The 13,491-nt window shown below is 70.8% G+C and carries 13 protein-coding genes; 8 read left to right on the forward strand and 5 right to left on the reverse strand.

Features of this window, described 5'->3' with window-relative positions; genetic code table 11:
• Window positions 1–320: 320 nt before the first annotated feature.
• Entirely contained in the window at window positions 321–647 is a 327-nt protein-coding gene (locus tag ACIBAD_RS07845; protein ID WP_030864318.1) for a WhiB family transcriptional regulator, read from the forward strand.
• A gap of 88 nt (window positions 648–735) precedes the next feature.
• Here the strand turns inward: ACIBAD_RS07845 and ACIBAD_RS07850 are convergent, their stop codons facing one another.
• A complete protein-coding gene (locus tag ACIBAD_RS07850; protein ID WP_134071973.1) occupies window positions 736–1,653 on the reverse strand; it encodes a LysR family transcriptional regulator in 918 nt (305 codons plus the stop codon).
• 134 nt (window positions 1,654–1,787) lie between these two features.
• Between ACIBAD_RS07850 and ACIBAD_RS07855 the strand changes: the two genes are divergently transcribed.
• From ACIBAD_RS07855 to ACIBAD_RS07865, 3 genes are all read left to right on the forward strand, one after another.
• Window positions 1,788–2,459: an MOSC domain-containing protein gene (locus ACIBAD_RS07855; RefSeq protein WP_398905439.1), complete on the forward strand. Its 672-nt coding sequence runs from the start codon at window positions 1,788–1,790 to the stop codon at window positions 2,457–2,459.
• A 180-nt stretch (window positions 2,460–2,639) separates the two neighbouring features.
• Window positions 2,640–3,413 carry an SDR family oxidoreductase gene (locus ACIBAD_RS07860; protein WP_134071975.1) on the forward strand — a complete coding sequence of 258 codons (774 nt, stop codon included), beginning with the start codon at window positions 2,640–2,642 and terminating at the stop codon, window positions 3,411–3,413.
• A gap of 94 nt (window positions 3,414–3,507) precedes the next feature.
• Entirely contained in the window at window positions 3,508–4,197 is a 690-nt protein-coding gene (locus ACIBAD_RS07865) for an ester cyclase (RefSeq protein WP_134071977.1), read from the forward strand.
• Window positions 4,198–4,329: 132 nt separating this feature from the next.
• On the opposite strand, the gene groL is transcribed toward ACIBAD_RS07865, so the two are convergent.
• The gene (gene groL, locus ACIBAD_RS07870; RefSeq protein ID WP_134071979.1) at window positions 4,330–5,958 is read right to left on the reverse strand and encodes a chaperonin GroEL; all 1,629 of its coding nucleotides are present in this window, start codon (window positions 5,956–5,958) and stop codon (window positions 4,330–4,332) included.
• Window positions 5,959–6,067: 109 nt separating this feature from the next.
• On the reverse strand, window positions 6,068–6,376 hold the full coding sequence (gene groES, locus ACIBAD_RS07875; protein ID WP_030154760.1) for a co-chaperone GroES: 309 nt from the start codon (window positions 6,374–6,376) through the stop codon (window positions 6,068–6,070).
• 256 nt (window positions 6,377–6,632) lie between these two features.
• On the opposite strand from groES, the gene ACIBAD_RS07880 reads away from it, so the two are divergent.
• From ACIBAD_RS07880 to ACIBAD_RS07895, 4 genes are read left to right on the forward strand one after another with little or no spacing between them, the layout of a single operon-like run.
• Entirely contained in the window at window positions 6,633–7,325 is a 693-nt protein-coding gene (locus tag ACIBAD_RS07880; RefSeq protein ID WP_398905244.1) for a response regulator transcription factor, read from the forward strand.
• On the forward strand, window positions 7,318–8,793 hold the full coding sequence (locus ACIBAD_RS07885; protein ID WP_398905246.1) for a sensor histidine kinase: 1,476 nt from the start codon (window positions 7,318–7,320) through the stop codon (window positions 8,791–8,793). The genes ACIBAD_RS07880 and ACIBAD_RS07885 overlap by 8 nt, the downstream gene beginning before the upstream one ends.
• A gap of 57 nt (window positions 8,794–8,850) precedes the next feature.
• The gene (locus ACIBAD_RS07890) at window positions 8,851–10,083 is read left to right on the forward strand and encodes an LCP family protein (protein ID WP_398905248.1); all 1,233 of its coding nucleotides are present in this window, start codon (window positions 8,851–8,853) and stop codon (window positions 10,081–10,083) included.
• Entirely contained in the window at window positions 10,071–11,468 is a 1,398-nt protein-coding gene (locus tag ACIBAD_RS07895; RefSeq protein ID WP_134071983.1) for an FtsW/RodA/SpoVE family cell cycle protein, read from the forward strand. Before ACIBAD_RS07890 ends, ACIBAD_RS07895 begins: the two co-directional genes overlap by 13 nt.
• Before the next feature lie 141 nt (window positions 11,469–11,609).
• On the opposite strand, the gene ACIBAD_RS07900 is transcribed toward ACIBAD_RS07895, so the two are convergent.
• Both ACIBAD_RS07900 and ACIBAD_RS07905 read right to left on the reverse strand, forming a co-directional pair.
• Window positions 11,610–12,479 carry a polysaccharide deacetylase family protein gene (locus ACIBAD_RS07900; protein WP_398905251.1) on the reverse strand — a complete coding sequence of 290 codons (870 nt, stop codon included), beginning with the start codon at window positions 12,477–12,479 and terminating at the stop codon, window positions 11,610–11,612.
• The gene (locus ACIBAD_RS07905; RefSeq protein WP_134071985.1) at window positions 12,476–13,423 is read right to left on the reverse strand and encodes a polysaccharide deacetylase family protein; all 948 of its coding nucleotides are present in this window, start codon (window positions 13,421–13,423) and stop codon (window positions 12,476–12,478) included. The genes ACIBAD_RS07900 and ACIBAD_RS07905 overlap by 4 nt, the downstream gene beginning before the upstream one ends.
• Window positions 13,424–13,491: the final 68 nt, after the last annotated feature.

Genomic DNA, 13,491 nt, shown 5'->3' on the forward strand with positions numbered 1-13,491 from the left:
TCACCTGTGCGGTCGATGCCCTCGGACACCTGTCCGGGAACTTCTTGGTTCAACCGCCTTCGCACTCTCAACGATGGTCACTCGAAAGAGTTACGGGTTGGACGGACACCTTCGGCACTCTACGTGAGGAAGCGAACACGACGCGGATGCCACTCTCCGCGTGTCCTCCATCTGGAGCTATGCCCTATTTGGCGGCTTTTCTTCCTTTTGGCACGTGTCTGAGGCTAGATTCCCAATGAGTCATATTTACATCTACTACGACAGTAGGTGTGGAGACTTGGACCGTATCCGTCTCAGTACCGGCACCAAGAGGACTACCCATGGCAGATTTCTCCCGCCTCCCCGGACCGAACGCCGACCTCTGGGACTGGCAGCTGCTGGCCGCCTGCCGGGGGGTCGACAGCTCCCTCTTCTTCCACCCGGAAGGCGAGCGGGGCGCGGCCAGGAGTGCGCGCGAGGCCTCGGCTAAAGAGGTCTGCATGAGATGCCCGGTGCGCTCGGAATGCGCCGCGCACGCACTGGCCGTCCGCGAGCCCTACGGAGTGTGGGGCGGCCTCACCGAGGATGAGCGCGAAGAGCTGATGGGACGCGCGCGCCATCGCCTGATCCCCGCATCGAGCACGATCGGACCCCTTCCGCCGCACTGATCCGGGGTTCGCCGAAACGCACGAAGGAACGTTTCCTCAACCCGTACGCGAACCGGAACGTCACGCGATTGGCCGTACCGCCGTACGGTCAGCGCGTGGCGGCCCGCTCCAGTTCGGCGAGGGTCGCCGCCACGGCCGGGACGCGCGCCAGGTCGGGCAGGGTCAGCGCCACGACCTCCCGCTCCACCGCCGGCTCCACGGCCAGCGTGCTCACGCCCTTGGCCCGTACGGACTCCACCGCCAGCTCCGGCAGTACGGCGACGCCCAGCCCCGCGGCGACCAGGCCGACCACGGCCGGGTAGTCGTCGGTCGCGAAGTCGATGCGCGGGGTGAAGCCCACCTCCTCGCACACCTCCACCAGATGGCGGCGGCAGCGCGGACAGCCCGCGATCCAGGGCTCATCGGCCAGTTCCGCCATGCCCACCCGCTCGGCCCCCGCCAGCCGGTGCCCCTCCGGAACCAGCCCGACGAGCCGGTCCGTGAGCAGGGGCCGCACCACGAGGTCCTCCCACTCGCCCTCGGCGGCCGGGCCGCCGGCCGAGGGGGAGGCCGAGGCGTACCGGAAGGCCAGCGCCAGATCGCAGTCGCCCTCGCGCAACATCTCCACCGACCGCGGCGGCTCCGCCTCGACCAGCGAGATCCGGGTGCCGGGGTGCTCTGCGCGCATCGCGGCCAGCGCCGTCGGCACCAGCGTGGAGCTCCCGCTGGGGAAGGACACCAGCCGGACCCGGCCCGCACGCAGCCCGGCGATGGCCGCGACCTCCTCCTCGGCGGCGGTCAGCCCGGCGAGGATGCCGGCGGCGTGCCGGACCAGGGCCGTACCGGCCTGGGTCAGTCGCATCTCGCGGCCGGCCCGGACGAGCAGCGGGGTGCCGGCCGACTGCTCCAGCGCCTTCATCTGCTGGGAGACGGCGGGCTGGGTGCAGCCGAGCTCGCGGGCGGCGGCGGAGAAGGACCCGGTGCCGGCGACGGCGCGCAGCACCCGGAGATGACGTGCCTCGATCATCCTTCGAGCATAAGCCCTGCTTTGAGCGCAGCGCGAATATTCTCGTGACCCTTTGAGGTTGCTGGACTACGGTGGCCCTCATGGCCCTCACTGCTCCCGGCGCCTCCGGCACCTCCGGCGCGCCCGCCGCCACCCTGCGCGTCGTCTCCGTGAACCTCGGCCGCGCGACGGCCGTCGACCACACCGACGCACCGGGCGGGCTGACCGGTATCGGCAAGCACCCCGTCCCCGGCCCGGTCCACGTGTCCCCTCCCGGGCCCAAGGGCATCGGCGCCGGCGGCCTCAGGGGCGACGACGTCTGCGACCTGCGCCACCACGGCGGGGACCACCAGGCCGTCTACGCCTACGCGCGCGAGGACCTCGACTGGTGGGAGGGCGAGCTGGACCGCGAACTGCCCGCCGGGCTGTTCGGCGAGAACCTCACCACCTCCGGCCTGGACCTGACGGGCGCACTGCTCGGCGAGCGCTGGCGGGTCGGCACGGGCGGGCTCGTCCTCGAAGTGGCCTCGGCCCGCATCCCGTGCCGCACCTTCCAGGGCGCGCTCGGCGAGCGGGGCTGGGTCAAGCGGTACACGCGGGCCGCGCGGCCGGGTGCGTACCTGCGCGTGATCCAGGAGGGTCCGGTCTCCCCCGGCGACGCCGTCGAGATCGTCCGACGGCCGGACCACGACGTGACGGTGGGGCTGTGGTTCCGGGCGTTCACCACCGAGCGGTCGCTGCTCGCGCGCACCCTGGCGGCGGGTTCGGCCATGGCGCCGGAGTGGCACGAGACGGCCCTCGCCCACGTGGAGAAGTACGGGCAGTAGTACCGGAGTAGCGGCGCGGGCGGGCCCAAGGGGCCGAATGCGGAGGTCAAAGCGGCTGTTCGTAGCCGGAAGTAGCGGTTCCGCAGCGGGAAGCGACGACGCGCGGCGCCGTGCGTCACGAAGGGGTACCGCCCGGCGGGCTCCTCTTGAGCTGTCGCCGTGGGCGGCTAGGTTGCGCCTATGACGACTGCGTTGATTACTGGATCCACGGCGGGCATCGGCGCCGCATTCGCCCGGCGGCTCGCCGCCCAGGGCCACAACCTCGTGCTGGTGGCCCGCGACACGAAGCGGCTCGGCGAGCAGGCCACCGAGCTGCACGACCGGCACGGCATCGAGGCCGAGGTGCTGGCCGCCGACCTGTCCGCCGACGAGGGCATCGCGGCCGTCGAGCACCGCCTCGGCGACCGTACGCACCCGGTGGACCTGCTGGTCAACAACGCGGGCTTCGGCAACAAGGGGCGCTACCTCGAGGTCTCCATGGCCGACGAGCTGACCATGCTGAAGGTGCACGTCGAGGCCGTCCTGCGGCTGACCTCGGCGGCCACCGAGTCGATGCGCTCGCGCGGCCGCGGCGGCGTCGTCAACGTGGCCTCGGTGGCGGCGTTCGTGCCGCGCGGCACGTACGGGGCGAGCAAGGCCTGGGTCGTGCAGTTCACGCAGGGCGCGGCGCGGGACCTGTCCGGATCGGGCGTACGGCTGATGGCCCTGTGCCCCGGCTTCGTCCGCACCGAGTTCCACCAGCGCGCCGGCATGGGCACCGACAACATCCCCAACTGGATGTGGCTGGACGCGGACAAGCTGGTGGCGGCGGCCCTGGACGACCTGGCGCGCGGCAAGACGGTCTCGATCCCGGATCCGCGGTACAAGGCGCTGATGGGCCTGGTGAAGCTGACGCCGCGCGGGCTGCTGGGCGGGGTGTCCTCCCGGACGGGCCGCAAGTACGGCCCGCAGTAACCCCGGCGACTCGCGGGTAGGCCGGTCCTGAAACCGGCCGACCGGGTGAAATCTCCCTAAACTGGACGTGTCCCATCCAGCGCGGGAGCACGCCATGACATTCGTACAAATAGTCGATTATGAGACCAGTAGGCCCGAGGCCGTCAACGAGGTCATCGACCGGTACCTGGCGAAGACGAAGGGCAAGCGCACCGTGTCCCACTCGGTGGTGGGCCGGGACCGGGAATCCGACTCCCACTTCCTCGACATCGTCGAATTCCCGTCGTACGAAGCGGCCATGAAGAACTCTCACCTCCCCGAGACGGACACGATGTTCCAGGAGATGATGGCCCTCTGCGACGGGATGCCCCGGTTCACCAACCTGGACGTCGTCCGCGACGAGCACCTCAACACGCTGCTCGCGAACCGCATGTTCGACGAGGTCGCCGTGAAGGGCGACATGTCCGTCGTGGACGAGATCTTCGCGGTGGACTACCGGGACCACGACATCAGCCGGCCCGAGGTCAAGGTCGGCCGCGACGGCATCCGCGAGGACGTGCAGGCGTGGCGCAGCGCCTTCGACTTCACCTTCACGCGGGACGCCCAGATGGCGCAGGACGACCACGTCACCACACTGTGGACCTGGAACGGCAAGCACAAGGGCGAGTTCATGGGCATCGCCCCGACCGGCAAGGAATGCACGATGACCGGCACGACGGTCTTCCGCTGCGAGGACGGAATGATCAAGGAAGGCTGGTGGCACTACGACGCCATGCGCCTGATGAGGGAACTGGGCGCGATGTAGTTCACCGTTCACCGTTCACCGGTTTCCGGTTTCCGGTTTCCGGTCACGGGAAGGGCCCCGGTCACCGCCGCCGTGAAGGCGGGGCGACCGGGGCCCTTTCAGCTATTCAGCTGTCCAGCCGCGCGACCGGGGTCAGTGGCTGTGGCCGTGACCGTGGCCGTGACCGGCGTCGCCCTCGTCCTCGGCCGGCTTCTCGACGACCAGGGTCTCGGTCGTGAGCAGCAGGGAGGCGATGGAAGCGGCGTTCTCCAGCGCGGAGCGGGTGACCTTGACCGGGTCGATGACGCCGGCCTTGACCAGGTCGCCGTACTCGCCGGTGGCGGCGTTGAAGCCCTGGCCCTTGTCGAGCTCGGCGACCTTCGAGGTGATGACGTAACCCTCAAGGCCGGCGTTCTCGGCGATCCAGCGCAGCGGCTCGACGGCGGCGCGGCGGACGACCGCGACACCCGTGCCCTCGTCGCCGGTCAGGCCCAGGTTGCCCTCCAGCACCTTCACGGCGTGGACGAGCGCGGAGCCACCGCCGGAGACGATGCCCTCCTCGACCGCGGCGCGGGTCGCCGAGATGGCGTCCTCAAGGCGGTGCTTCTTCTCCTTGAGCTCCACCTCGGTGGCGGCGCCGACCTTGATGACGCAGACGCCGCCGGCGAGCTTCGCCAGGCGCTCCTGCAGCTTCTCGCGGTCCCAGTCCGAGTCCGTGGACTCGATCTCGGCCTTGATCTGGTTGACGCGGCCGAGGACCTCGTCGTGGCTGCCGCCACCGTCGACGATGGTCGTGTCGTCCTTGGAGATGGTCACGCGGCGCGCGGAACCGAGGACGTCCAGACCGGCCTGGTCGAGCTTGAGGCCGACCTCTTCGGCGATGACGGTGGCACCGGTGAGGGTGGCCATGTCCTGGAGCATCGCCTTGCGACGGTCGCCGAAGCCGGGGGCCTTGACGGCGACCGCGTTGAAGGTGCCGCGGATCTTGTTGACGACGAGGGTGGAGAGCGCCTCGCCCTCGACGTCCTCGGCGATGATCAGCAGCGGCTTCGAGGCGCCGGCCTGGATGACCTTCTCAAGCAGCGGCAGGAGGTCCTGGATGGAGGAGATCTTGCCCTGGTTGATCAGGATGTACGGGTCGTCGAGGACGGCCTCCATACGCTCCTGGTCGGTCACCATGTACGGCGAGAGGTAGCCCTTGTCGAAGGCCATGCCCTCGGTGAACTCCAGCTCCAGGCCGAAGGCGTTGGACTCCTCGACGGTGATGACACCGTCCTTGCCGACCTTGTCCATCGCCTCGGCGATGAGCTCGCCGACCTGCTGGTCCTGCGCGGAGAGCGCGGCCACGGCGGCGATGTCGGACTTGTCCTCGATCGGGCGGGCGGTCGCGAGGAGCTCCTCGGACACGGCCTTGACCGCGGCGTCGATGCCCTTCTTCAGGGCGGCCGGGGAGGCGCCGGCGGCGACGTTGCGCAGGCCCTCGCGGACCAGCGCCTGGGCCAGCACGGTGGCGGTGGTGGTGCCGTCGCCCGCGATGTCGTTGGTCTTGGTCGCCACCTCCTTCACCAGCTGCGCGCCCAGGTTCTCGTACGGGTCGTCCAGCTCGACCTCGCGGGCGATGGTGACACCGTCGTTGGTGATGGTGGGGGCGCCGAACTTCTTGTCGATGACGACGTTGCGGCCCTTGGGGCCGATCGTCACCTTCACCGTGTCGGCCAGCTTGTTGACGCCGCGCTCGAGGGCGCGACGGGCGTCCTCGTCGAACTTCAGGATCTTCGCCATGGGAGCGGTTCAGCCCTCTCGAAAACTCGGGTTTAACGAACTGCGCCCCTTGCCGCCCGGCAATCAGCGGGGTGACCAGGGGCGCAGCTCAAAGCAATGCTTCGGTGAATTACTTCTCGATGATCGCGAGCACGTCGCGAGCCGAGAGGACGAGGTACTCCTCGCCGCTGTACTTCACTTCGGTGCCGCCGTACTTGCTGTACAGCACGATGTCGCCGACGCTGACGTCCAGCGGGAGACGCTGGCCGTCCTCGAAGCGGCCCGGGCCCACGGCGAGGACGACGCCCTCCTGGGGCTTCTCCTTCGCGGTGTCCGGGATGACCAGGCCGGAAGCCGTGGTCTGCTCGGCGTCGAGCGGCTGGACCACAATGCGGTCCTCAAGCGGCTTGATGGCAACCTTGGAGCTGGTGGTCGTCACGATCCGACCTCCCCCTTCGGAGATCTCACGGGGCTAACTGTCTGAGGTGGCGACCAGGTGGATCCGTCGTCGCGGGTGCCGGACCTGCCCGTCGCTGTGTTGGCACTCACCGGTGGCGAGTGCCAGGTGCGAGACTATTCCGGCGATTAGCACTCGGTCAAGCGGAGTGCCAACACGCTCCGCTGGATGGTCCGGATCAGGGCACCCCCGGGGCCGGGCCGGGCGCCCGAGGTGGGCGGTATGTGACGCTTGGGGCGTGCGCATTCTCGTGGTCGAAGACGAAGAAGGCCTCGCCGAGTCGCTGCGGCGCGGCCTTTCCGCCGACGGGCACTGGGTCGACCTCGCCCACGACGGCCACCGCGGGCTGGACCTCGCCCGGACCGGCTCGTACGACGCCGTCCTGCTCGACCTGATGCTGCCCGGCCTCAGCGGCTACGAGATCTGCGCCCGCCTGCGGGCCGACGGCGACCCCACGCCCGTCCTGATGCTGACCGCCAAGGACGGCGAGTACGACGAGGCCGAGGGCCTCGACTCCGGCGCCGACGACTACCTCACCAAGCCCTTCTCGTTCGTGGTCCTGGCCGCCCGGCTCCGCGCCCTCGCCCGCCGGACGGCCGGAGCCGCCGGGGCCGCCGACCCCCACCACACCCTCCAGGCCGGCGACCTCGTCCTCGAACCCGCCGGCCGCCGCTGCCGCCGCGGTACGCACGACATCGAGCTCACCGCCCGCGAACTCGGCGTACTCGCCTGCCTGATGGAACAGCCCGGCCGGGCCGTCGCCAAGCAGGACATCCTCGACCAGGTGTGGGACACCCCGCACGCCATCGACCCCAACATCGTCGAGGTGTACGTGTCCTCCCTGCGCAAGAAGGTCGACGCCCCCTTCGGCCGCCGCTCGATCCTCACCGTGCACGGCACCGGCTACCGCATGGCTCCCGACGGTGGCTAGAACGAGCCGGGGGCCGCTCCGGCGGCGGGCGGCGCTGGCCGCCGCGCTCGCCATGGCCGCGGTCCTGGGCGCCGGCGGGCTGTGGCTCCACACCCTGCTGCGGGCCAACCTCCTCGACAACACCACCGGCCGCACCGAGCTCGCCGCCCGCAAGGTCGCAGCCCAGCTCGACGGCCAGGCTTCCCCCGGCGGGCCCGCGCCCGGCGGGCGGCTGCCCGCGCCCGAGGGCGGGGTGGACCTGGTCCTCGTACGGGACGCCCAGGGGCGGATCGTCGCCTCCACCGGGGACCTCCGGGACGATCCCGGCCTCGGCGGCCTGCGACCGCCCGGGCGCGGCGCATCCGGCGCATCCGGCGAGGACTCCCGCTCCGCCGTGCTCCCGCCCGCGCGCCCCGGCGCGGAGCGGCGCGCTGCGGTCGCGCTCGATGCGCCGGGCGGGCACGAGGTGTACGCCGTCACCGTGCTCGGCGACGTGGACGACGCGACCCGCGCCATCGCCCTCGGCCTGCTGGCCGGCGCACCCCCGCTGATCGGCTTCGCGGCGGCCCTCGCCTGGTGGGTGACGGGGCACGCCCTGCGCCCCGTCACCGCGATCCGGACCGGACTCGCGGCGGTCACCGCCAGCGAGCTGGACCGTCGCGTTCCGGATCCCGGCGGGGCGGACGAGATCGCCCGGCTGGCCCGGACCGTCAACGACACGCTCGACCGGCTGGAGCGGTCCGACGCCCGGCAGCGGCAGTTCACCGCGGACGCCTCGCACGAACTGCGCAATCCGCTGGCCGCAGTCCGTTCCCGGCTGGAGGTGGCGCTGGCCCAGGGCCGCCCCGACCGGGAGTCGGTCGCGGCCGCACTGGCCGACACCGAGCGGCTCCAGCGCATCGCGGCGGACCTGCTGCTGCTCGCCCGCCTCGACGGCGGCCCCGTACCGCGCCCCCGGACCGAGCCGGTCGACCTGGCGCTGCTGGCCGCGGAGGACCTGGCCCGGCGGCCGGCCCCCCGGGTTCCGCTCCGGCTGGAGGCGCAGGTGCCCGTACCGGCGGCCGGGGATCCGGCGCGGCTGGAGCGGGCGCTGGCCAACCTGGTGGACAACGCGCTGCGGCACGCCCGTACGGGGGTCGTCGTACGGGCGGCCACCGAGCCGGCGGACCCCGGCGGGGGCGGCTGGGCGGTGCTGGAGGTCGAGGACGACGGCCCCGGCATCCCGGTGGAGGACCGCGACCGGGTCTTCGAGCGGTTCGTCCGCCTGGACCCGGACCGCGGCCGCGCGGGCGGCGGTACGGGTCTCGGCCTGGCCATCGTCCGCGAGATCGCCCGCGCGCACGGAGGGGAGGCCCGTGCGCTGCCGTCGACGGCCGGCGGCGGCATCCGCTTCGTGCTGCGCGTGCCGCCCGGCGGGGCGGCCCCGGCCCCGCCCCGCCCCCCAGAGCGCCGAGGGCGACGAGGGCCCTGCGGGTCCTGGGCGTTCTGAACGTCCCTTCAGGACTCTCAGGACTCCTTCAGCACCCGTCCCCCACCATCGACTGGCATGAGCGCGCACCGGAGGAAGACCAGCCATCCCGCCCGCCGGCCCCGCCGCCCCCGGCCACGCCGGTTCCGCATCGCCCGTACCCTGCTCGTCGCCGTCTGCGCGCTGGCCGTCATGGCCGCCGCCGGCGCCTGGTACGTGTACCGGGACCTCGCCGGCAGCATCGGCAGCTCCAAGGCCCTGGAGGGCGCCGAGAAGTCGAAGTACGGCGACACCAACATCCTGCTGATGGGCCTGGACAGCCGCCGCGACCAGAACGGCGAGAAACTGCCGGAGGAGGTCCTCGACAAACTGCACGCCGGCAGCTCCGACATCGGCGGCTACAACGCGAACACGCTGATCCTGCTCCACGTGCCCGGCGACGGCAGCCGGGCGAAGGCCTTCTCGGTCCCGCGCGACGACTTCGTCGACATACCGGGACACGGCAAGGACAAGATCAAGAAGGCGTACGGACTGGCGAAGGCCGAGGAGGAGGAGCGGCTCTCGGCCCAGGGCGTCAAGGACCGGCGCCGGCTGGAGCGCGAGGGGCGGGAGGCCGGCCGCAAGGTACAGATCGAGACGGTACGGAACTTCCTGGGCGTCCCGGTCGATCACTTCGCCGAACTCAACCTGGCCGGTTTCTACCACCTCGCCCAGGCGCTGGACGGCGTGCCGGTGTGCCTGAAGAAGCCGGTGCGGGACAAGTACTCGGGCGCCGACTTCCCGGCGGGCCGACAGAGCCTGAACGGTCAGCAGTCCCTGGCCTTCGTACGCCAGCGGCACGGCCTGGACATGGGCGATCTGGACCGGACGAGGCGGCAGCAGGCCTTCCTGGCGGGTGCCGCGCAGAAGCTGAACTCGGCCGGGACCTTCACCGATCCGGCCAAACTGATGAAGCTGGTCGACACCGCGAAACAGGACGTGGTGACGGACGCGGGCTGGGACCTGATGTCGTTCGTGAAGCAGGCGAAGAACCTGTCCGGCGGCAAGGTGGCGTTCACGACACTGCCCGTCGAGCGGTTCGGAAGGAACCATGGCGAGGACATAAACGTCGTAGACGATATGAAGATAAAGCGCCTCATTGCCGAGCAGATCGGACCGGGGGCTTCCGCCTCTGCGGCCGCTCCGAGCCCGAGCGGCGCACCGGGGGCGCCTCCGGGACCGGCTGCCGCCGCCCCCTCGGCGGGAGCGGGAGCGGGCGGTTCCGCCGCCGCCCCCTCCATCGACGGTGGCGGCATACCGTGCGTGGACTGAGACCGCTCACGACGGCCGGCTCGCGCCGCCGCACCGAGGCGCTGCTCCTCGTCTTCGTCGTCGCCCTCACCGTCTTCGGGCACGCGAGCGCCGGCCTGGCGATGAACGGCGAACTGCCCGCCAACCTGACCGGCTTCACGATCAGCATGACGCTGCTGGCGCTGGTGGGCCACCTGGGCGTGCGCCGGTTCGCGGCGTACGCGGATCCGCTGGTCTTCCCGCTCGCCATGCTGCTGTCGGGGCTGGGGCTGGTGCTGCTGCACCGGCTGGACCAGTCGTACATCGCGCGGTACGGCGGCGACGCGAACGCGCCGGGGCAGCTGCAGTGGACGGTCATCGGCGTGGCCGCGTGCCTGGCGGTGGTGGCGCTGCTGCGGGACCACCGGCTGCTGCAGCGGTTCATCTACATCACGATGGCGGTCGCGCTGGTGCTGCTGATCGCGCCGGCGTTCTTCGGTGCGGACACGTACGGCGCGAAGCGCTGGATCATCCTGTTCGGGTTCTCGCTCCAGCCGGGCGAGTTCGTGAAGATCATGATCGCGATCTTCTTCGCGGGCTACCTGGTCATCCACCGCGATTCGCTGGCCCTGACCGGCCGGAAGTTCCTGGGCATGCGGCTGCCTCCGATGCGCCAGCTCGGGCCGATCGTCACGGTGTGGATCGTGTCGCTGCTGGTGCTGGTGTTCGAGCGGGACCTGGGTACGTCGCTGATCTTCTTCGGTGTGTTCGTGGTGATGCTGTACGTCGCCACCGAGCGCACCAGCTGGATCGTGACGGGCCTGCTCATGGCGGGGGTCGGCGCCTTCGTGGTGGGCTCCACTGAACCGCACGTCAAGGGGCGTGTGGCCGCGTGGCTGGAGCCGCTGTCGTACTACTGGAAGGAGCGGCCGCCGGGGGTCGTCTCGGACCAGTCCGCACAGGCGCTGTTCAGCTTCGGCACGGGCGGCATGTCGGGGACGGGGCTGGGGATGGGGCACCCGGAGCTGATCGGCTTCGCGGGGCGCAGCGACTTCATCCTGACCACGGTGGGCGAGGAGCTCGGGCTGGCCGGGGTCATGGCGGTGCTGATCCTGTACGCGCTGCTGGTCCAGCGGGGGCTGCGGATGGCGCTGGGCGCCCGCGACCCGTTCGGGAAGCTGCTTGCCGTGGGCCTGTCGGCGGCGCTGGCGCTCCAGGTCTTCGTGGTGGCGGGCGGGGTGACGGGCCTGATCCCGCTGACCGGCAAGGCGCTGCCCTTCCTGGCGAAGGGGGGCTCCTCCCTCCTGGCCAACTGGATCATGATCGCCCTGCTCCTCCGCATCAGCGACAGCGCGGAACGCCAACGCGAGGCGGACGCCCGGGGCCCGGCCGAAACCACCATCACCCCTCTGATCCCGACGCCCTGAGGGCCGCCGCGCCACGAGGGCGTCGTCGGCCCTTGAGGCCGCCCACGAGCCGGGCCCGCTCCCACAGGTCGCGGACCGCCCGGACGGCGTGACGTGCCCCTCCGCCTCCCCCGCGAGCCTGAGCGCGGACCCACGTCCGCACTACAGGTAGTCCTCCAGGCGGCCTATGCGGTAGCCCTGCTCCTGGATGCGCTGGAGCATGCGGGTGGTCATCTGGATTTCCGTCGAGCCCTTGAGTTCGGACGGGCCGCGGAAGTGGGCCAGGACGATGTCGCCCGGTTTGAGGGCGGAGCCCTCGGCGTACTGGAAGTTGTTGATCTGCATCGACACGCGCCACAGGATCACCTGTGATATGCCGCATTCGGAGGCGGCCTTGAGGGTGTCGTCGTTGTAGTTGCCGTACGGCGGCCGGAAGCGGACCGGCTTGGTGCCGAAGCGCTTCTCCAGGTGTTCCTGCTGGCCGCATATCTCCTTCTTCTGCGCCGCGAAGGGCAGGGTCCGGAGGTTCGGGTGCGTCAGGGTGTGGTTGTTGATCGTGCTGCCGGAGCCGTTGTCGCGGAGCTTCTCGAAGTGCCCGTAGTCCGATGAGGCGATGTTGTCCGTCAGGAACATGCTGATCGGCAGCTTGAGGTCGGCCGCCATCTTCAGGAACTCGGGGTCCTTCTCCGCGCCGTCGTCGAAGGTCAGGAAGACGACCTTGTCGCCGGCCGGGACGGGTATTCGGTCCACCACCTGGGCCTTGCCCGGGGCGGCCGGGGCGATGGCGGGCTTCTGGGCCGGCTTCGGGGCGAACTGGAGGGGGGCCTTCAGGCCCCACTTCTTGTACGCCTCGTCGCCCGGCATGCCGGGCGACTGCGACGGCGACGCAGCCGCCGTCGGCGGCTGCGTCGTCTCCGGAGTCTTGCCGCCCAGCCTCTCGACCGGGTCCACGGCGTCCCCGCACCCCGTCAGGGACAGCGCGAGCGCGCCGGCCGCCAGCGTTCCGACCACGAACCGGCGCGCGTACCTCACAAGTAGTCCTCCAGGCGGGCCACGGCGTACCCCTTGTCCGTGACGGTCTTCATGACATGACGGATCATGTCAGGCATCGAACCCTTCCAGTCCTCCCGCCCTCGGAAGTGAGTCAGGATGATGTCTCCAGGGTGGAGGTCCCGGTCCCATTCCCGCCAGTCCATGCGGTTCGGGAACGCCTCCGCGTTCCACAGCGGGACCGCCTTGATGCCGCAGGACTTGGCCGCGCGCAGCGTGTCCTCGTTGTAGTTGCCGTACGGCGGCCGGAACAGCGTCGGCCGTTTGCCGAACTGCTTCTGGATGGTGTCCTGCTGCCCGCAGATCTCCTCGTGCTGCTGCTCGTACGAGAGCGCCGGCATGTAGCGGTGGTTGAGCGTGTGGTTGTTCAGGGAGACGCCGGCGGCCTGCATCTCCTTGAAGTAGGGGTAGTTGTCGCGGACGAGGTAGTCGCTGAGGAACGCCGTGTACGGGATCTTCAGCTCCTTCATCATCTTCAGGAACTCGGGGTCCTTCTCCGCGCCGTCGTCGATCGTCAGGAAGACGACCTTGTCCTCCGTGGGGACGGTGGTGAAGACGGGCGGGAGGTCTTCCTGTCCCTCGACCTCGAAGCCCTCGCGCGTGGTGATCTCCGGCTTCGTCTGGGGCGCGGCCGGCGCGGTCAGCGGCGGCTTGGCCAGCTTCCACTTCTTCGCCGCGGCGATCCGGGCCTGCTGGGCGGCCTTCATCTGCTCGGCCGGGTTCGCGACCGCGCCCGCTGCGCCCGCGGGCGCGTCCGCGGCCTTGCCGCCCTTGCGGGCGGGAGCGGAGTCGGCGGCGGAGCCGCATCCCGTTCCGAGGGCGGCGACCAGCAGTGCGGCCAGTGCCACCCCGACGCGGCCGCGCGGACCCGCCGCGGACCGGTGACCATGAAGCGTCTTATGTTCCTTTTGTCCGACTAGCTGCATAGCAGCGCATCCTGGCACCCGCCACGCGCGCTTCCCGGACGACACCTCGCGCCGCGCTGCCACGTTCC

The organism is Streptomyces sp. NPDC051109 (genome assembly GCF_044455885.1).
Lineage (GTDB): Bacteria > Actinomycetota > Actinomycetes > Streptomycetales > Streptomycetaceae > Streptomyces.